The organism is Saprospiraceae bacterium, from assembly GCA_016709995.1.
Classification (GTDB): domain Bacteria; phylum Bacteroidota; class Bacteroidia; order Chitinophagales; family Saprospiraceae; genus JADJLQ01.
Map to the genome: position 1 here is coordinate 863701 of JADJLQ010000001.1, position 19414 is coordinate 883114.

At 41.6% G+C, this 19414-nt stretch carries 16 protein-coding genes and 1 pseudogene; 2 read left to right on the plus strand and 15 right to left on the minus strand.

What is annotated here, in order from left to right; translation table 11 throughout:
- Positions 1–13: 13 nt before the first annotated feature.
- Positions 14–852, plus strand: a pseudogene (gene purU / locus IPJ09_03590) (formyltetrahydrofolate deformylase).
- Between the two features lie 8 nt (positions 853–860).
- Here purU and IPJ09_03595 read toward each other — a convergent pair.
- The 10 genes from IPJ09_03595 to yidC form a co-directional block, all read right to left on the minus strand.
- Positions 861–1277 (minus strand): OmpA family protein, encoded by a 417-nt coding sequence (locus IPJ09_03595; protein MBK7370517.1) that lies wholly within the window; start codon positions 1275–1277, stop codon positions 861–863.
- A 207-nt stretch (positions 1278–1484) separates the two neighbouring features.
- A complete protein-coding gene (locus IPJ09_03600) occupies positions 1485–2498 on the minus strand; it encodes a hypothetical protein (protein ID MBK7370518.1) in 1014 nt (337 codons plus the stop codon).
- Positions 2499–2528: 30 nt separating this feature from the next.
- Positions 2529–3080, minus strand: a complete 552-nt coding sequence (locus IPJ09_03605) for a hypothetical protein (GenBank protein ID MBK7370519.1) — start codon at positions 3078–3080, stop codon at positions 2529–2531.
- 180 nt (positions 3081–3260) lie between these two features.
- Positions 3261–4487, minus strand: coding sequence for a DUF2130 domain-containing protein (locus IPJ09_03610; GenBank protein ID MBK7370520.1), 1227 nt, complete (start codon positions 4485–4487; stop codon positions 3261–3263).
- 156 nt (positions 4488–4643) lie between these two features.
- Positions 4644–6578 (minus strand): TonB-dependent receptor, encoded by a 1935-nt coding sequence (locus IPJ09_03615; protein MBK7370521.1) that lies wholly within the window; start codon positions 6576–6578, stop codon positions 4644–4646.
- A complete protein-coding gene (locus IPJ09_03620) occupies positions 6559–6834 on the minus strand; it encodes a hypothetical protein (GenBank protein MBK7370522.1) in 276 nt (91 codons plus the stop codon). Before IPJ09_03620 ends, IPJ09_03615 begins: the two co-directional genes overlap by 20 nt.
- A gap of 214 nt (positions 6835–7048) precedes the next feature.
- A complete protein-coding gene (locus IPJ09_03625; protein ID MBK7370523.1) occupies positions 7049–7573 on the minus strand; it encodes a hypothetical protein in 525 nt (174 codons plus the stop codon).
- 13 nt (positions 7574–7586) lie between these two features.
- Positions 7587–8627 carry an NAD(P)-dependent glycerol-3-phosphate dehydrogenase gene (locus IPJ09_03630; protein ID MBK7370524.1) on the minus strand — a complete coding sequence of 347 codons (1041 nt, stop codon included), beginning with the start codon at positions 8625–8627 and terminating at the stop codon, positions 7587–7589.
- A gap of 51 nt (positions 8628–8678) precedes the next feature.
- Positions 8679–9254, minus strand: coding sequence for a hypothetical protein (locus IPJ09_03635; GenBank protein MBK7370525.1), 576 nt, complete (start codon positions 9252–9254; stop codon positions 8679–8681).
- Positions 9251–11110, minus strand: a complete 1860-nt coding sequence (gene yidC, locus IPJ09_03640; protein MBK7370526.1) for a membrane protein insertase YidC — start codon at positions 11108–11110, stop codon at positions 9251–9253. Before yidC ends, IPJ09_03635 begins: the two co-directional genes overlap by 4 nt.
- Before the next feature lie 439 nt (positions 11111–11549).
- Here yidC and IPJ09_03645 point away from each other — a divergent pair, with 439 nt between their 5' ends.
- Positions 11550–12632: a bifunctional methionine sulfoxide reductase B/A protein gene (locus IPJ09_03645; protein MBK7370527.1), complete on the plus strand. Its 1083-nt coding sequence runs from the start codon at positions 11550–11552 to the stop codon at positions 12630–12632.
- Between the two features lie 105 nt (positions 12633–12737).
- On the opposite strand, the gene ilvC is transcribed toward IPJ09_03645, so the two are convergent.
- The 5 genes from ilvC to ychF form a co-directional block, all read right to left on the minus strand.
- Positions 12738–13784, minus strand: a complete 1047-nt coding sequence (ilvC, locus tag IPJ09_03650) for a ketol-acid reductoisomerase (GenBank protein MBK7370528.1) — start codon at positions 13782–13784, stop codon at positions 12738–12740.
- A gap of 44 nt (positions 13785–13828) precedes the next feature.
- Complete coding sequence (ilvN, locus tag IPJ09_03655; protein MBK7370529.1) at positions 13829–14419, minus strand: acetolactate synthase small subunit; 591 nt, start codon at positions 14417–14419, stop codon at positions 13829–13831.
- Between the two features lie 10 nt (positions 14420–14429).
- Positions 14430–16193, minus strand: a complete 1764-nt coding sequence (gene ilvB / locus IPJ09_03660) for a biosynthetic-type acetolactate synthase large subunit (protein MBK7370530.1) — start codon at positions 16191–16193, stop codon at positions 14430–14432.
- A 36-nt stretch (positions 16194–16229) separates the two neighbouring features.
- Positions 16230–17906, minus strand: a complete 1677-nt coding sequence (gene ilvD / locus IPJ09_03665) for a dihydroxy-acid dehydratase (protein MBK7370531.1) — start codon at positions 17904–17906, stop codon at positions 16230–16232.
- Positions 17907–18239: 333 nt separating this feature from the next.
- Positions 18240–19361, minus strand: a complete 1122-nt coding sequence (ychF, locus tag IPJ09_03670) for a redox-regulated ATPase YchF (GenBank protein MBK7370532.1) — start codon at positions 19359–19361, stop codon at positions 18240–18242.
- Between the last annotated feature and the right edge of the window lie 53 nt (positions 19362–19414).

Consider the following 19414-nt stretch of genomic DNA (forward strand, 5'->3'; position numbering starts at 1 on the left):
GCTCCTGTTTTGTATGGATACTAATCATGTAATCAGAATACAGTGTGCAGATAAAAAGGGTTTGATTGCAAAAATATCCGGTATTCTATTTGAAAATAATCACAATGTCCTGGTGATGAAAGAATATGTGGATGAAGTGACAAATTCTTTTTTTGCCCGACTTGAACTTTCTGGAGAACTCAATGTTGAAAAACTTGCTGTTGAACTTAAAACATTATTGCCTCAAAAAGCGATCATCAGTATCATACCTAGAAGAAAAAAAGGATTGTGATCCTGGTGACAAAAGAACATCATTGTCTTACTGACCTTTTGGTGAGGCATCATTTTAATGAATTGCATGCCGAAATCGTTGGTGTGATCGGAAACTACAGTGATTTAGAGCCGTTTTGTGCTATGCTGGGCATTCCTTTCTATCTTGTATCACACGCTGATAAGGACAAGTCGGATTTTGAGACGGCGCTCAAGAATTGTATAGAAGACCTTGCACCAGATTTGATTGTATTGGCCAAATTTATGCGAATTTTGTCTCCTGATTTTGTAGGCTCATTTAAACATCGTATCCTCAATATTCATCATTCTTTTTTACCTGCATTTGTTGGAGCCAATCCGTACAAACGTGCTTTCGAACGAGGAGTAAAAATCATAGGGGCCACAGCCCATTTTGTCACAAATGATCTGGATGAAGGTCCTATCATATCTCAAAAGACCATCGAAGTGGATCATGAACATGTGCTCCGCGATATGATTGAATCCGGTCACGAAATTGAAAAAGCGGTCTTGGCTGAAGCACTTAAAATTGTATTGGAAGATAAGGTCTTTGTATCGGGCAATAAGACGATCATTTTGGATTAACTGCCTATCTAGAAGGGGAGTGGCCACAGCACCACATCTACTCTCCTGTTTTTTAACCGTCCATCCCAAGTACTGTTGTCAAAATTGGGATCTTCGAGCCCGTGATCTTTGATAAATAATTTATTGGTAGGCACTCCGTCCTCTGTAAGAAACTCTAGTGCAGATTGGCTCCTCATTTTAGAAAGCCACTCATTAAATTTTACACCACCGATATTGTCTGTATGACTATGGATATGAATTTCAAAATTGCTCAGTATTTCTTTACTTAAAAAATCCCGGACTTTTTCTTTTTCGGTGTCGTCGACATAGTAGGAACCTCCTCTAAAAAATATACTGATGGTTTTATACTCCGTCTGAGGGCCTGGAGTAGATTGGGCATCTAACCCTAACGGAACGAACATAAAAAACAACAAATAATACTTCATCGAAGTCAAGATTAGCCATTAAAGATAATGGCTAAAATACAAGCATGCAATCAGGAAAGTTCTGATGGATTAAACTTTGCCTCTGAGAAGCATACTAAAGTTTCAACGCTTTACAAACAATACTCTTTGAGAGATGCATTAATTCATTTGATCCAAATAATAAAGCACAAACCCTTTCCGGTTGACAATTTTGAAAAAATGTAAGAATTATTTGCCTTCAAACATGCCTTCATAGCCTCCATTACCACGAGAAATTTTTTGAGGCTCATTGAGATTAAGATAATCAGAGGAGGATTTTTCTTTGCTGCTCATCAGCATCAGCGAGCTTTCTTTTTCCCACTTCTCTAACATCTTAGCGCCTTCTTCTTCGAAGACCCCATTTTGCAGGTCTACACTATTCATGAAGTTGGATGAAAGCTCCATAAATCGTTCCATTTCGCCGACTTTGGCCGCTACATCATCTGCTATGTTTTCCAGAGCTGCATCAAACATGGCTCGTTTGTCTTTGTCCCCTGAAAGCACCGACATGGCCGATCGCATCGCGCTGTGAGAAGCCCGGATGGCTTTTCTTTCCTCTTGTTTTATTTTTACCTGATCCCTGGTATCCTCGAGCAGCACTTCTGAATTAGAATACATTTTAGTGAGTACCCGGTACAGGATGTCCATTTTGGCTCTGAGTTCGTCGTATTTGACATTGACTTCTTTTAATCTGGCCGCTTTTCGGCTAGCGAGTATCATTTGGTTTTCCTGCCCTAATTCTTTAGCCTTCGACGCTAAAAGCATATTTTGGTTGATCTCCTTGATATTATCCTCTACCATCGTAGTCAACTTCCTGATCTGGCCTTTAAGATTGCCGATCTGTGTGCTCATTTTTGACAGATTGTCTTCAAGGTCATCTACATAGTTTTTAAGTATGCCTATTGGATCGATCGTGATGAATAATCCAGTGACCCAACGCATGATGCTTTTGTACCCATAACTCACCAGGTTACGCATTTTAGGATCGAGTACCATATAGATCACTGCCCCTAAAGCAAGCAACATCAAGGAGAGATATAACATATTGCTAGCCAATGCAATAAGTGTTGGTAGTGCTTTGACTAATACGTACCCGCCAGCAGCCAATAAGCCCAACAAAAAAACGGTGCCTGTGACGCCTTCGGGCCTTTTCCAAAATGTTTTAGGAGTGGCGGGGGCAGGATTAAATGGTGTTTCAGCCATGATATTTTAAATAATGTTTGTGATCTAAAATTATAAATATTTATTGAATGTATCGTTATCGTCTTTTAACACTTTCTCATAATGAGTATAGGTCTCTTCGAATCGAACTTTTGTTTCTTGTATTTTTTGTCTTGCTTCTTCTATCTCTTTATCCGCATTGTCTATTTTGGCTTGAAATTCCTTTATTTGTTTTTCAAGTTCAGCGATTTGGGCTTTGTGGGACAGAATCTTTTCTTGTAAAAAATTGGTCTCACTTTGTTTATGGTTTATTTTGATGTCTTTTTGTTTGCTATGAGCAGCATCAAATTCGATTTTTTCTTTATGTAGTATTTGCACATAGTGCTGTATACTTTCTACCAGTTTTTCCTTGGTGACTCCCAATGTCGATGCAGTAGCAAAAGTAGATCGCACTGCTGATTCCTCTGACATGCCCATCGAAAGTTGCAGCGTAATCACTGATTGTTTAAACTTAAGATAATCAAAACCTTGCAGGGTATTCGCTTTTAAAGCATTATTCAAAAACTCAACACTTTTAGAGTCAAGAGCAGAGGCGTTAAATATATCTTCGAGTGTATAGGACATTAATTATATATTTTGATTAAAAAGACAATGATCGGGGTATTATCTCACAACTAAAAGGCTTATCGTCAAGTGTGTTAAATCGCCATACTAATGTAGGATTTTTACGGATCAAAATATTTTCCTCTTCAGTCATTTAGAAAAACCACCATTTGCCTAAAACAGAGCAGGATGATTTAATATTTAATACTCACCGGGTAGGTCCAGCACACTTACGGAAGGGATGGCACTGCCCGCTATGCCTTTGACACTACCATAAAACTCTGAAGTATTGATCATTACTTTTTCAATCACTTTTTCTCTTTGAGCCCATATCCGATGCATCGCTATTTTTTCTTTTTGAAGATCTTCCTGCATTTGACGAAAACCTTCGACAATGGCCTCGATTTGCATTTTAAAGTCATTTCCAGTGAGGTAATCGTATAACATGGTTAGTTTATCTGCTTTATTTTCCTGCGAATGCATAGCCTCTGCTACCTGTATAAGTCCATGGCGTAGGACAGGAATAAGCGGTTTGTATTCATCAAAACTACAGATCCATACACCTTGTCGCTCGCCCATGTGCGGCATATCCTTAGGCATAGTTTGGGTAATAAGGATGCCCAAATCGGCCCCAACCAGTCGCATATCATCTTTTAATTTTTCGATCCAATTTGCCTGAAAGTCTTTGGTGCGCTTACTCTCATAATAGATGGTGCCGGCATTAGCGATATTTCGGGTATGCACTCTTTGGAGGCAGTCTGCACCTCTGGCACCTTTTCGAATTTCTTCTATTTCGTCCATCGGGAATTGGTCCCTGAGAAATTCTTCAATGGCCATCTCTTGCACCTCTCCTTGTAATTGCATGGATCCTTGATGTGACTTCCGCTGAAGGGAGTCAATTATTTTGCGCTGATCCTCTAGTTGTTTTTCGTATTCCTTTTGACGCAATTCTGATCTTTTTTGTTCATCCTGTCTGATATCCTCCTTTTGGCGGTTGAGCTCTTCAGTAAGCTTTTCTTGCATCTTTAGCTCGATCTGCGATTGCATAGAATCCATCTTACGCTTTAATTGTTCATTTTCAATGGCTGCTTTGGTGAGTTTCTCCAGACGCTCAGACATATCCTTACGCTCGTTTTCCATGGTGAACAGACGAAGCTGGTAGTCTTTGTCATTTTGAGTTTTTAGATGCTCTATGATTTTTGATTTCTCCTTCTCTAATTTTTCAGCAAAAATTTCATTTTCCCGAAGCTTTTTAGATTCAAGTTCTTTTTCTTTCTGTTCGAGAAGCTGAAGCCTCTTGTTGACTTCATTCTGGAGAGCATGTTCTTTTTCGTGAAATTGTTTTTCTAATTCACGCGTAAGTTTTTGACTAATGACTTCCTCCGCATGAAAACCATGTCCACAAGCCGGACAATTTATTTTTTGCATATAGATTCTGTTAATTTAGAGTCTGCAATATATATATATTTTTAGTTATATGGGGTTGCGGCTTGGGTATAATCATAATGATTCCTAGATTTAAGTTCATTATGATCACCTCGCCGCTCCCTCCATCCATTTCTCTTCTATAACACAATCATCCTGTTAGAAATTAGCCCTCACACTAATAGTCAGATTTCTGCCAGGGGCATTGATCCCACTCGAAAAAACTCTATACTGAGTATCAAATATATTTTCCAATCCAAGCCCAAGTTTAACATTGGGCATTACCTGGAAGGAACTCATTATATTGAATACCAGCCATGCCGGCATACCATCTGGGGTGGCATATTGTTCATTGTCTTCTCCATTGAGCAGGTAATCATTGATTCGCTTCCAGGCATTTCCCAATAGGTTAAATTCTAACCTGGTTTGTTTTTTATCATAGACCACTGACAATGAGCCCGATATTGGCGGAATATGATCAAGCGGTGTCCTTGTGCCCTGGTGCAGGATCCGGCCTACAGTATAATTGCCACCATAGACAAGACTTAAATCATTGGCAAAATATGCCTGGCCATGCATCGTAAGTCCAAAGATGCGCGCTGAGGATAGATTTTGATTGGCCAAAACCTTGCTGGATACTCCCTGGTAATCGACTAGGTCACTGCCATTAAATTTAAACGGCCTGGTCACTATGACATCAGTCAATTGAGTCAGATAAATACTTGAGCTAAAGGATGACTTCTCGTCTGAATAGTTCAGCTTATAGTTTAATTCAAAAGTGGTCGATTTTTCAGGTTTGAGGTCTGGATTGGGCACTACCAAGGTGCCTGGAGCAGATTCGAAAACTTTAGACAAGTCATCGACATTGGGCACCCTGAATCCGGTAGCAATCACAAGGCCCCATCGGGAAAATTTGGTGTCCAGGTAGTTTAAACCAATATTGCCGGAATAGACAAAATTATTTTGCCGGATATTCTGGAACGGAAACTTAAAAAACTCGTTGGTGCCGAAATCTGATGAAAGCCCCGTGTAGCCAACGCGTACACTCTCCTGAAGATTAAACTTGGGCTCAAGATTTTGAGTGAATATGGAGTAGCCCCCTAATCTCATCATTCGATTATAGCCGGAAGGATATCTGGTGTCCAGAGCACCCCTTTCGGCACTGATGATATTTGATTTATAAGCGGTAGAATGGGCAGTTTCATATTGACCATCGATACCAATCATCCATTGGTTTACCCCCTGGCTTTTATTGTGAAATAAGTCGAATCCAAGGACATCAATCTGCTCTGTTCTATTGCGTAGGGTAGGAGTATTTATTTTTCGATCATGTCTGCTTTCCTCGACAGATTGATAGTTGATATTTAGTTTAAGAGGAAAGCTTCCGGTGAGGGCTGTCTCATAGCTTGCCAGCATTCGTTTTTGCGGCCCATAATACCACTCAGCCGAATTGTACTGAAAATCCCGATTGGGATCGGTGAGCCGATCATAACGGGGGATATCTGTCGAATTGGAATATTGCAGGTTTATCAGATGTTCGAGGTTTTTAGATTTTAATTTCACTTTCCCCATTAGATCAACCTGAGAGTAACCTGAAGGCGTTTGTATCCAAGGGGTAGCAGCATTATTGATCAGTACATCTTTGCCGTTTTCTATACGATAATACCCTAATCGGTCTCCATATTTGGAAGCATAGAACATATTTTTATTTCTGCCCCCTTTTAAATCACCATAGTCAGAGACAGTAGCTGATAAAATGGCAGCTATTTTATTAGACCTTAATTCGAGATCATAGTGCAACATCTTTTCATTGTTTACGGTACTATACCTGGAGGAAATGTGTGAAAATAGTTTTTTCATATCTCCAAAGGAGGGGCTCTTGGTGATCAGGTGGACTACACCCCCTAAGGCATCCGACCCATAAACTGATGATGCTGGCCCAAACAAGACCTCCATTCGGTCCAGCATATTAGGATCTACGGTGATAGCATTTTGTAGGTGCCCCCCCCTGTAGATAAGATTATTCATCCGGACACCGTCTACGACTAAAAGTACCCGGTTAGCTTCCATGCCTCTAAATTGGGCTGCCTCCACCTTGCTGACTTTTTTGCACAGTCACTAAGCCGGATTTTTGGAGTATTTCCGGTACAGTCTGAGGGGACATATTGATGATTTTATCCGATTGGATAGAAAATATAGATTGTGCTACCTGCCGGTAAGTCATTGCAGTTCGGGTTGCACTTACCGTGACCTCTTCCAGATTTTTGCGGAACGAAATTGAATCCTGTGCAGTCAAAAATGGAGGTAACAGGAGCAGGAAATATAAGATTAGAATATGATGTTTTTTCATATGAAGATTTGTTTGCAATTCGATAAAATGAATATTTTACGCAATGTTGTCACCCTTATTAAAAAGTGATCAAACTTGAATCAGTATGTCTCACTATTCAAATCAATAGATGAATCTTTGATAGCACGTAGCTAAAACCTGACTCGATTGATTCAAATTGAAAAATGAATGGCCAATATAGACTGACTCAATCCACGGACATAAGTCCAGGGCTTTAAAGAAGGAATGATTGATCAGGAGGCGGATACCAGCAGTTACCAGCCAGGGTACTCCTTAGATTATGAGTCCGGGGTACTAAATCAGATGAGATATATAATAACTTTGCATTGAGTTGTGGTAAGGATGTTGTGCTCCAATCAGGTTGCATCAAGTGTACAATCAAAGGATCATCATTTTTTTTCGAGCCATGTAAATCGGCCATTCGTTCAAGAAGCATATCTTCATAGCTATCACGGACAGCGCTGATTTCGAAAGAATCCAGACCAATTTGTTTGATTTCTACGATATCATATCTAGTATCCTTATAAACCATTTCATGGTCATCAATCTGATACGCTCTTAATGCTGCAGCAGGAAAAACAAACACATCTACGTTTGTTCCCGTTTGAATATGTGGTCCATGCATATATGACCGATGAAGACTAACCTGAAGGTCCAGGTAAATCATTGGCATGGCAGGGAATAATACTACACTGGATAATAATATTCCTAACGACCAATAAATCAGGCTACGTGGCATTGCGGTACAAATGTCAAGATTCTTCCATAAAATCGACATCTTTTTTTATGGGATATCTCATAAGCATGTTGATCCCTTCCATGATATCCATATTTTCGTAGACTACTTTGTACAGGATCTCGATGATCGGAGATCTAAGATCGTATGCCTGAAGGAGAAAGTATACGATCTTTAAGGTGCGCACACCTTCGGCGAGCTCATCGCTGGTACCCATGATTTGGTTAAAATTTTCACCTTTACCCAATCGCTTGCCAAATTGATAATTCCGGCTATCGGGGCTGGTGGCGGTAGCGATCAGATCACCTATGCCGGCTGTTCCTAAAAATGCCGTGTTGCTAGCTCCCATTTTTTGACCAAAATGAATGATTTCACTCAGTCCTCGCGTGATGAGGATAGCCTGGATATTTTTGCCCATACCGAGCCCATCCAGCATACCGCTGCCAATGGCGATAATATTTTTTAAAGTACCTGCTATTTGTGCACCTTTGAGGTCGTTACTGCCGAATACAAAAAATTTCTTGCTACTCAGCACTTGAATTCCGACCTGGATCACTTCATCAAATTCACTCGCGATCACTGTGGCAGTGGGCTGATCCACTAATATTTCTTTAGCCAGGTTTGGACCACTAAGACAGCCTATTCTCAATACCGAAGTTTCTTTCCTTATCAAATCACTCATCGTAAGTACCTGATCTTTTCTGAGGGTCTTGGCTACGAGTTCGGTTTCGTCTATACCTGAAAGGACAAAGCCTTTGGTGCCATGTATCAGGATATGAGCTGGAGTCAAAAAAGCAGACGCTTCTTTGATCATTTGAGGAAAGTTGTCGGAAGGAATGATAGGGAAAATGAGTTTGCTGGATGCGATGCCTTCTTCTAAAGATTGGGTAGCCCTGATACGTGTAGAAAGGGGAGTCTGAAACAAAAAATGGTCTTCGTTAATCTTCTTCAATGTATCCGGACTTCTACTCACAACCAGGACATCGACATTATGGGACAGTAACTTTGCAATGGCTATCCCAAAGCTGCCAGCACCTATCACTGCTACTTGGTTCATACGTGTCTAATGTAAGCTGTAAAATTTACAATTCCTATCTTGCTTTCCAAATCAATTGGAAATAGTTTTCCACTCAGTCTGCTCCAGCCAGGATTCGACCTTCGAAAGCATATTTTTTAGCTCAGTAGGTGCGGAGTGATTGACGACAATGGATTTAGGGGTCTGCTTATTTTTGAGATAAATCTTTGTCAGGGGGAAATCAGGTATAAAATCGTTGGACCTGGGATACTCTGCACTCATCTGTGGAGCATATTCTGATATCCATTGACTTAAAACTTCAATTTTATCATGAGGGAGTTTGGTAATAAAATTGCCTATTCGGGTAATATAATTTTGGCCATGCCAACTCACAGATCCGTCATTAAGAATAGTATATGAGTACACAGGGCAATGTCCCACACAAGCTCCTGCAGAAAAAGATATCAAAGTATCAATTTTAAATGCTGGAGGAGGTATCGTATCAGATATGGAGGTTTTAATGGCAGGTTTTGGTGGGGTCACTTGAGTAGTAATAACTGGCGAAGGATTTTGCTGGGTTGGAGGCGATGACTGTGCTGATTTTTGGGTAGCAGAGCATGAAAATAAAACCAGTACACAGGTGATAAATAAAAACGACTTTGAGATCATTTTTTACCTTGTTTTGTTTTTTGATCTAATTTTTGCTGTTGTTCTTTCATCATAGATTCCAGGCGGTCCTGAAATCCTCCTTTTTTCTTGGGTTTGTTTCGTGAAGCTTGTAGTTCCGCTTGCATTTTAGGTAAAGGAAAAAACAAAGCTTTGCCGCCTACGGTCTGAATGATGTTCAAAATGTTGCTAAATGCCATATACGCAGTCAATCCGGATGCAGAATTGTTGAAAAAGAATAAGAAAAATAAGGGCATGAGGTACTGCATATATTTCATAGCAGGATTGACAGAAAAATCCTGGTCTTTGGTGCTATAGTGGGTAAATATCAAGGTAGACACTACCCAGATTAGGGTAAATAGGCTGACATGCGAACCATAAAATGGTAATTTCATCGGTAATTTGGCAAATACATCATAGGAAGAAAGATCATTGGCCCACAGGAAACTAGACTGGCGAAATTCGATCGAAGCAGGGAAAAACTGGTAGAGAGCAAGCCAAATGGGCATCTGCAACACCATAGGAAGACAACCTCCCAATGGGTTGACACCATACTCACGGTACATCTTCATGGATTCCACCTGCATGCCCTGGGCGTCGTCTTTAAATTTATCTTTAAGGTGAGCCATCTCTGGTTTGAGGGCACCCATTTTTGCCTGAGAATGGAGCATTTTATAACTCAATGGAAACAAGATCAACTTAACGATAAAGGTCAACAACAAAATGACGATTCCTTTATTTGAGAAAAATCCTGATAAAAAATTGAATACGGGTCGTACAATCCATCGATTGACAGTGCCCAAAATACTGGCGCCAAAAGCGATGATATCTTCCAGGTCATTTCCCTGATTTTCAAGAAGTTTATATTCGTTTGGACCGATAAAAAGCCTGAGTTTGGCCGATTCATTGTTTGCCAGAGAGATATCGGCCGAAGTATTGAGTTTGGCCAGGTATTCGGTCGGATCTTGAGCATGTACCGCAGCGACCTTAATATTTTTAAATGATTGGTCAGCGATAATGGAGGTGTTGAAAAATTGTTGAATATTGGCAATCCATTTAACTGCCCCGGCATAAGCCTCCTCATCATCTCCACCAAACTTCAAGTGTTCTTCTCTTTCATTTAGCGGTTTGTAATGAGTAGTCGTACGTGTCTTTTCGTATGCAACTCCTTTTTCTTTGGCGTCCAGGATATTCTGCCATTGGAGCGTCGCAGTAGGGTTGGGCATTAGGGCATTCAGACCAGGGGCATCAATGGTATAATCTATAGAATAGCTATTGCCAAGATTATAAGTTTGGATGATTTGTTGGCCGGAGGCCGTACTGGCCATAAATTTTATGGAATGAGCTGTTGGATTTTCAACTTTGAATACAATATCCTTGGTTTGAACAGCTGCTCCAGTGAGCTCAAATCGAAGGTTCCAGTCATTCCTTGGATTGTCCAGCAGGTAAAGTGGGGTCTTGAGATCAGGCCCTTTTTTCATTTCTACCATCTTAAAATACTTCTTCAATTCTGCTTTGGTGATTTTACCACCCAGGCTGTTGAATGTTAGTTTTATTACATCATTTTCTAAAATGTATTCACCAGGTTTTGCTGCAGAATCTGTGTTGAAGATACTTGTTGGTAGATGGGTCACCGGAACCACTCCATTCGTAGCAGATGGGGTAGTGGCCTCTATGGTAGCGGCTTCGGGATTGAGGATGAGCTTTCTGAGGCTGTCTTCTCTGGCCTGTACCATATCTATTGAATCCTGAATTCGTTTTTGTACCAGCTGTTGTTGTGTTTGCTTGGTATTAAAGTACGACCACAACATGAGGACGACGAAGATCAGGGCAAACCCAATAATATTATTACGATCCATGTATTTGATTAAAGGCGGCAAAGGTACTATTAGTTTGGGCGATGGACAAGGATCATCTATAGAATGTAAGTTTGTACCGACTGAAGGTAATTGAATGTGGGTCAAGACGGTAAGCAGCGGTCGGGCCTGGACGGATTTTTAATAATAATTTAATTTGAGGAATCTTATAAAATCACGCCATCATGGTCGTGACCTGGTTTGAGGGAGGATGCAAATGTACAGGTGAGATCTCAAAAGAATTCTGATTGGCAGACCTCCTCTTAAAATTCAGATATGCTTTTTATGTGTGTTCTCTTGATTTGGAGTCTAAGCAAAACTCCAGGAATAAGCTTGATCTCTAACATAGTAATAATCTTTAGCGGTATTCTTTTAAGATTTGTGATAGTTGTGTGATAACATCCTGCGATATTTGTATCGTGAAATCAAAAAAAAACATCTTATGAATAACTGGTTATTAATCCTCATGCTATTAGCGAACATGTCACAATGCAGTGAAAATGGGTCCGCTCCAAATACTTCTGACGCTGCAATGGCCGCCCATGAACACTTCGACGAAATCGTCAATTCCGATATCGATACTTCCTGGACGGAAAAAGTGGTCAAATCTAAAGCAGAATGGAAAAAAATCCTGACTGCCGATCAATATTATATAACCAGGGAGCAGGGCACAGAGAGACCTTTTTCAAGTCCCCTCAATGATAATCACGATAAAGGGGTATTTATCTGCCTTAGCTGTAAAAATCCTTTATTCTCTTCTGAAACAAAATTTAATTCTGGTACAGGATGGCCTAGTTTTTATGCCCCTTTTTATAGTCGCAGCCTCCAGGTGTCGATGGATAACTCCCAAGGTATGGTCAGGGATGAAATCTCCTGCGCCCGCTGTGACGCTCATTTGGGTCATGTATTCAATGATGGCCCAAAGCCTACGGGTCTCAGGTATTGTATGGATGGGGTCGCACTCCAATTTGTAAAGAATGCTGTGATTCAAACTAACTCCAAGGCAGTATTTGCAGCTGGTTGTTTTTGGTGCCTGGAGGCTGTGTTCGAAAACATCAAAGGAGTTAAATCAGTGGTTTCAGGTTATGCAGGTGGCACGGAGAAAAATCCTACTTATGAGCAAGTGGGTTCAGGAATGACCGGTCATGCCGAGTCAGTTGAAGTCGTTTACGATCCTTCGCAGGTAAGTTTTAAAGACCTCGTCCGGGTGTTTTTTGCTGCCCAGGACCCAACACAAGTGAATGGACAGGGTCCTGATCATGGTACTCAATATAGAACGATCGCTTTTTACAGGAATAGTGAGGAGAAAAAAATTATTGAAGACTATATTGCTTCTATAAAAGGTCAATATTCAAAACCTATTGCCGCTCAAGTGGTACCCGTTGCAACCTTTTGGTTAGCAGAAGATTATCATCAAGATTATGTAAAACATCATCCTGAAAATCCTTATGTGCAACATGAATCGATACCCAGGATGAATCGTGCTTTTGCTGCTGTAAAAGATCTCCTGAAGAAGGGAATGTAAATATGGTCCACTTCCGAAATTAGCAAAGCTAAAAGAAAAAGGGGCTCCAGATCAATCTGGAACCCCATCTACCTAATCATACAAATCGTTAAACTAATCAAATTCTTATTGTTTCTCTGGTCGAAGGCTTCGAACCACTTTGCCAGCTTGCCACATTTCTGAATCTCTGAGTTCAGCCAGTTCGACTTCGAGCTTAGCCCTATAATCAGGTTGACTGTTACTGTCTATAGAACGTTGCGCTTCGTCTCCGCGCGCCACAGAAGCGTATAATTCTTTAAAAACCGGCGCAGTGGCATCTCTAAATTTATTTTTCCAATCCAGGGCGCCACGCTGAGCGGTGGTACTACAGTTGGCATACATCCAGTCCATACCATTCTCTGCTACGAGCGGCATCAAACTTTGAGTGAGCTCTTCTACAGTCTCATTAAATGCCTCTGAGGGAGAGTGCCCATTTTCTCTAAGGACGGTGTATTGTGCTTCAAAGATTCCTTGAATGGCTCCCATCAAGGTGCCGCGTTCTCCGGTCAGATCACTGAATACCTCTCGCTGAAAAGTAGTTTCAAAAAGATAACCGGATCCAATACCGATACCCAACGCAATAGCTCTATCCCGGGCCTTACCAGTAGCATCCTGGAAAATGGCAAAGCTGGAGTTAAGTCCACGACCTTGCAAAAACATACGCCTCAAGCTAGTGCCTGACCCTTTGGGGGCAGCAAGTATGACATCTATATCCGCAGGAGGAATAATGCCGGTCCTTTCTTTATACGTGATACCAAAGCCATGAGAGAAATACAAAGCCTTGCCCGCGGTCAGATGAGGTTTGATCGTTGGCCATGCAGCTATTTGAGCGGCATCAGAAAGCAAATATTGGATGATGGTTCCTTTTTGAGCTGCTTCTTCGATAGAAAAAAGCGTTTTTCCTGGCTCGAAACCATCCCGTATTGCTTTATCCCAGGTAGGAGAATTGCTTCTCTGACCTACGATTACATTAAAACCATTGTCGCGTAGGTTCAAGGCCTGTCCGGGACCCTGCACACCATAACCAAGAATCGCAATAGTTTCGTTTTTAAGCACTTCCCGTGCATGTTCCAGTGGAAATTCGTCGCGGGTAACTACATTTTCTTCTACTCCGCCAAAGTTTAGTTTTGCCATTTATTAAAGTTTAGTGTTTATTTTAAAATTTTTAAAAGATCTGATTACATAGAAAATATCTTGTCTTGCTGGTTTAGGAATTCGTTTTCAGCAGCATCTTCTCCAGGCTCGTGGGACTCAAATTCTTTTAGTTTCCTATGAAATCCCTCGCTGTCTTTGATGATCGCCACTCTGGCACTTCGTACAAATTCGATCAGGCCATAGGGCTCCAGGATTTTGATCATTTTGTCGGTCTCCTCCCGTTGACCAGTGACAGAAAATACGGTGTAATCTGTCCTGATGACTACTACTCTGGCTCCATAAAGACTTAGCAGACGCTCTACTTGTACTTCTGCTGCTATAATATGCGTTGGCACTTTATATAAGGCCATTTCCTGCCAGACTATTTCATCATTTCGATTGTAATATGCTTTCAGTACATCTACTTGTTTTTCAATTTGCCGGCAGAGCTTACGTACGACCTCTTCATTTTCAGTGATGACGATATTGAACCGGTGTACAGAATCAATTTCACTTGGAGAGGTGTTGAGGCTTTCAATATTTATTTTCCTGCGGGAGAAAATAATCGCTATTCTATTGAGTAACCCTACTTGATTTTCAGTGTAGACGGTCAATGTATATTCAGGCTTGTCCATTAATCAATTTTTATTTTATTTGAAGATCCTCTTTACACAGCACGACTTCGGATACGCCTTTGCCTTGTGGCACCATGGGGAATACATTATTTTCTTTACCGACCATCACTTCTAATAAATAGGCTCCTTCATTCATTAGCATGGTGGTCAAAGCGGGTATCAGATCTTGCCGCTGTGAGACAGAGGCAGCCGGAATGTAATAACCTTTTGCGACCTGCACGTAGTCAGGACTAGTGATGGCGACGAAACTGTACCGGTTTTCATGAAATAATTCTTGCCATTGCCTCACCATACCCAGGAAATTATTGTTCAGGATGATTATTTTGACATTTGGTTTAAACTGCATAATGGTGCCAAGTTCCTGGATGGTCATTTGAATACCACCATCACCTATAATCGCTATTACTTCACGCTCCGGGGCACCATATTTAGCGCCGATGGCTGCAGGCAAAGCAAAACCCATGGTCCCCAAACCACCACTAGTAATATTACTTTTTGATTTTTTAAATTGAGCATATCTGCAGGTCACCATCTGATGTTGGCCTACATCGGTGACAATGATGGCCTCCCCCTTAGTAAGAATATTGAGCTGTTGTATGACTTCGCCCATCGTCAGCTCATTACTGGTCGGATTGAGCTCGTCAAAAATAACTTTCTCTGTTTCTAATCTGGTGCACTCATGAAATCTTTGAAACCACTCGGGATATTTTTTTTGAACAAGTAATTGGGTCAGTAAGGGCAAAGTCTCTTTACAATCACCCCACACCGGCACAGTGGTTTTTACGTTTTTATCGATTTCGGAAGGATCGATGTCAAGATGAATGACTTGAGCTTGTTTGGCATATTTATCCAATCTGCCGGTCACTCTGTCATCAAACCTCATACCGATAGCAATGAGCACATCACATTCATTGGTGAGCAAGTTTGGGCCATAATTACCATGCATCCCTAACATACCAACCGCATTTGGGTGATCAGTGGGTATCGCACTCATACCTAATATGGTCCAGGCAGCAGGGATGCCCGACTTTTCTAAAAAAGCAGAAAATTCTGCTTCGGCTTTACCGAGGATTACCCCTTGACCAAAAATAACCAAAGGTTGTTTTGCCTCGTTGATTAAAGTGGCAGCTGCTTGAATGTATTCTTTTCTTATGACTGGTTTTGGACGATAACTCCTTATATGTTTGCACTTTACATACTTTGAGTTTGAAATCATTTGCAACTGGGCATTCTTGGTGATATCGATGACCACAGGGCCGGGCCTACCAGTCTTAGCTATATAAAAGGCTTTGGCCAGTACAGCAGAAATCTCACTGGCGTCAGTGACCTGATAATTCCATTTGGTGATTGGTGTAGTGATGTTGATCACATCTGTTTCCTGGAAGGCATCTGTACCTAATAAGTGGGCAAAGACTTGTCCTGTGATGCAAACCAAAGGGGTACTGTCTATCATGGCATCTGCAAGGCCAGTCACCAGGTTGGTGGCACCAGGCCCGCTTGTGGCAAAAACCACTCCTGTACGGCCAGAGCTTCTGGCATAGCCTTGGGCGGCATGGATGGCACCTTGCTCGTGTCTGACAAGGATGTGTTCCAGCCGATCATTAAAATGATACAAAGCATCATATATTGGCATAATGGCTCCTCCGGGATATCCGAATATAACCTCAGTTTGCTCAGCAATCAGACCAAGCAATACTGCTTCAGAACCACTGATCTGACGATCTGTACTATCTGCAGTTTCTGCATTTTTTTTCTCCTGAATCAAGGTAGACATATAATGATAATTTAAATGAAAGGAGATGAGTTTGTTTTAAAATTGATCTGTCACGCAACCTTCGCTGGCAGAAGAAACGGTCATGGCATATTTTTTAAGTATTCCACTGGTAGCTCTTAATGCTGGTTTGTCCCACAGACGCCTGCGATCAGCCAGTTGTGCTTCAGTCAAAAGCACATCCATCGTATTGTTGGCGATATCCAATTTGATAATATCGCCATTTTTTACCAGTGCTATATTGCCCCCATCCTGTGCTTCCGGAGTAACATGCCCGATCACAAAACCATGGGTACCTCCACTAAATCTGCCATCCGTGATCAGTGCCACTTTGTCGCCCAATCCTGCACCCATCAATGCACTCGTTGGTTTGAGCATTTCCGGCATGCCGGGTGCTCCTTTGGGACCACAATAGCGGATGACAATAACTTCACCAGCTTTGATCTTTTGATCTATAATTGCTTGATTAAGATCTTGTTCTGAATCGAATACGTGGGCAGGTCCTTCAAATAACTCACCTTCTTTGCCGGTGATTTTGGCCACTGCTCCGCCTTCTGCGAGGTTGCCGTATAATATTTGAAGATGACCTGTAGGTTTTATTGGATTGGACCAGGGTCTGATGATGTCTTGATCAATGGACAAACTTGGTACATCTTTTAAATTTTCCGCAATGGTTTTACCAGTGACAGTCATACAATCACCATGCAGTCTGCCTGCTTCCAACAACATTTTCATGACTGCAGGCGTGCCGCCTATCTCATGCAGATCCTGCATGACATACTTACCACTTGGCTTGAGGTCAGCCAGAAAAGGAGTTTTGTCACTGATTCGCTGAAAGTCATCAATGGTAAGATCTATTCCGGCTGCTTTGGCGATCGCGATCAGATGAAGTACCGCATTGGTCGACCCACCCAAGATCATGATCAGTGTCATCGCATTTTCAAAAGATTCGCAGGTGATGATATCACTTGGTCTCAGGTTATGACCGATCAAATAATCGATGGTGGTAGCTATGTCAGAAGCTTCTAATTTTTTAGAAGGAGAAGCAGCAGGATTGGACGAGTTAAATGGCAATGCCATGCCCATAGCCTCAATGGCGGAAGACATCGTGTTGGCAGTATACATTCCTCCACAAGCACCAAATGAAGGTACTGCACGGTGGATCACTTCCTGATATTCAGCTTCAGTAATATCTCCTTTCACTTTTTGGCCCAATGCTTCAAATGCCGAGACCACATCCAGCTTTTTGCCTTTATATATGCCAGGAGCTATCGTGCCCCCATACACTAAAAGCGATGGGCGATTAAGCCTGGCCATGGCCATCAATGCACCAGGCATGTTTTTATCACATCCTACGACGGTCACCAAACCATCATACCATTGTGCAGAAACTACGGTTTCTATGGAATCTGCTATGATGTCCCGCGAGGGTAGGGAATAGCGCATGCCATCTGTACCCATCGAGATTCCGTCGCTGACACCGATCGTATGAAAGACCAAACCTATTAAATCTTTTTTATTGATTTCATCCCTGATGTTGGCGGCCAACCCATTGAGGTGCATATTACAGGGATTCCCTTCCCAGCCTGTACTGGCTATGCCTATCTGGGGCTTTTTCATATCCCGATCAGAAAGCCCTATCGCATGAAGCATCGCTTGTGCGGCAGGCTGTGAGGGGTCTTGAGTGACATGTTTGCTGAATTTGTTGAGTTCCATTTTGAAGTTCTAGCTTGAATAAAGACCCAATATTGTCTTTATTATCAAAGTAACAAAATATCCCTCGATTATTTGGAACATCTTTTTAAGGATTTCTACGATGGCAAAAATGACCTTCGCTATAAGGTTGGACTGGCTATATGATTGATTTTGAGCAAGTAATCTGAGGTTGAACCTTGTTTGCAGCATTTAACGAATGAATATCACCAGGCCAATCCGGCATAAAAATCTCTCTAGCTTCAACTGCTACATTTGAATCCGATTTTTTGTTCATTGGGTTCGAAATTTTTCTTTTCAGGCCCAAGATAAAAAACCTAGCCTTATAAAAATTTATTACACATTAAACCTAAAGTGCATGATGTCCCCATCCTTGACTTCGTACTCTTTACCCTGGACCATCAATCTGCCGGCCTCTTTGACTGCCAACTCTGAACCGTATTTGGTGTAATCGTCATAGTTCATTACCTCGGCACGAATAAAACCTTTCTCAAAATCAGTATGGATCACTCCGGCTGCTTGCGGTGCCAAATCGCCTTTATGAATCGTCCAGGCCCTGACCTCTTTTTCTCCTACGGTAAAGTAAGTGATGAGATTGAGTAATTTGTAACAAGACCTAATCACTTTGTTTACTCCGGGCTCATCAAGGCCAATGGCTTCAATAAATTCTTTGCGTTCTTCTTTGGTATCCAGCTGAGCAATTTCAGCTTCTATCGCAGCACTGATCAATATCATTTCAGCCTGGGCATGTGGGCCGGCTATTTTATTTTCTGCATCAATGACTTGTTTGAGTGCATTAGTATACTTGTTTCCGGTATGGACGGACGGCTCATCTACATTGCAAACATAGACGATGGGTTTACCAGTCAATAGGAAAAGCTCATCTACCAGCGGTTGGTCCTTAGGTTCACAAGAAAAAAGCCTGGCAGCCTTGCCTAATTCAAGATGTTTTTTGAGCTCCAGGGCGATCTCTAGCTGTCTCGCTTCATCTTTATTCGAGCCCTTCGTTTGTTTTTTTAATCGCTCAATCCTTTTATCAAGTGTCTCCATGTCTTTAAATAAGAGCTCTATATCTATGATCTCTTTATCCCGGGCAGGGTCTATTGAGCCATCTACATGGATCACATTGTCATCTTCAAAACACCTGACCACATGCACGATAGCTTCTACCTCGCGAATGGTTGCCAAAAATTGATTGCCTAAGCCTTCACCCTGGCTTGCTCCCTTGATGAGCCCGGCTATGTCTACGATTTCAATGGTATTTGGGATCACTTTTTGGGGCTGAGCTATCCTGGCAAGCTCGTCTAACCTCGGATCCGGGACCATAATCATCCCTATATTAGGATCTTTAGTGGCAAAAGGGTAGTTGGCAGCGAGCGCTTTGCCGGAAGTCAGCGCGTTGAACAAAGTTGATTTGCCTACATTTGGTAAGCCGACGATTCCTCCTCTTAAGGGCATATTTTTACTTTTTTGAGGTGCAAATGTACATCTTACAACCCTGATTGAGCCCA

Excerpts from the sequence above, each read along its gene's own strand:
- ilvD (MBK7370531.1), bottom strand. The coding sequence starts at position 17,906 with ATGGAACTCAACAAATTCAGCAAACATGTCACTCAAGACCCCTCACAG.
- ilvC (MBK7370528.1), bottom strand. The coding sequence starts at position 13,784 with ATGGCAAAACTAAACTTTGGCGGAGTAGAAGAAAATGTAGTTACCCGC.
- yidC (MBK7370526.1), bottom strand. The coding sequence starts at position 11,110 with ATGGATCGTAATAATATTATTGGGTTTGCCCTGATCTTCGTCGTCCTC.
- IPJ09_03645 (MBK7370527.1), top strand. The coding sequence starts at position 11,550 with ATGAATAACTGGTTATTAATCCTCATGCTATTAGCGAACATGTCACAA.
- IPJ09_03600 (MBK7370518.1), bottom strand. The coding sequence starts at position 2,498 with ATGGCTGAAACACCATTTAATCCTGCCCCCGCCACTCCTAAAACATTT.
- ychF (MBK7370532.1), bottom strand. The coding sequence starts at position 19,361 with ATGCCCTTAAGAGGAGGAATCGTCGGCTTACCAAATGTAGGCAAATCA.
- IPJ09_03625 (MBK7370523.1), bottom strand. The coding sequence starts at position 7,573 with ATGCCACGTAGCCTGATTTATTGGTCGTTAGGAATATTATTATCCAGT.
- IPJ09_03620 (MBK7370522.1), bottom strand. The coding sequence starts at position 6,834 with ATGAAAAAACATCATATTCTAATCTTATATTTCCTGCTCCTGTTACCT.
- ilvB (MBK7370530.1), bottom strand. The coding sequence starts at position 16,193 with ATGTCTACCTTGATTCAGGAGAAAAAAAATGCAGAAACTGCAGATAGT.
- IPJ09_03605 (MBK7370519.1), bottom strand. The coding sequence starts at position 3,080 with ATGTCCTATACACTCGAAGATATATTTAACGCCTCTGCTCTTGACTCT.
- IPJ09_03630 (MBK7370524.1), bottom strand. The coding sequence starts at position 8,627 with ATGAACCAAGTAGCAGTGATAGGTGCTGGCAGCTTTGGGATAGCCATT.
- IPJ09_03595 (MBK7370517.1), bottom strand. The coding sequence starts at position 1,277 with ATGAAGTATTATTTGTTGTTTTTTATGTTCGTTCCGTTAGGGTTAGAT.
- IPJ09_03635 (MBK7370525.1), bottom strand. The coding sequence starts at position 9,254 with ATGATCTCAAAGTCGTTTTTATTTATCACCTGTGTACTGGTTTTATTT.
- IPJ09_03610 (MBK7370520.1), bottom strand. The coding sequence starts at position 4,487 with ATGCAAAAAATAAATTGTCCGGCTTGTGGACATGGTTTTCATGCGGAG.
- ilvN (MBK7370529.1), bottom strand. The coding sequence starts at position 14,419 with ATGGACAAGCCTGAATATACATTGACCGTCTACACTGAAAATCAAGTA.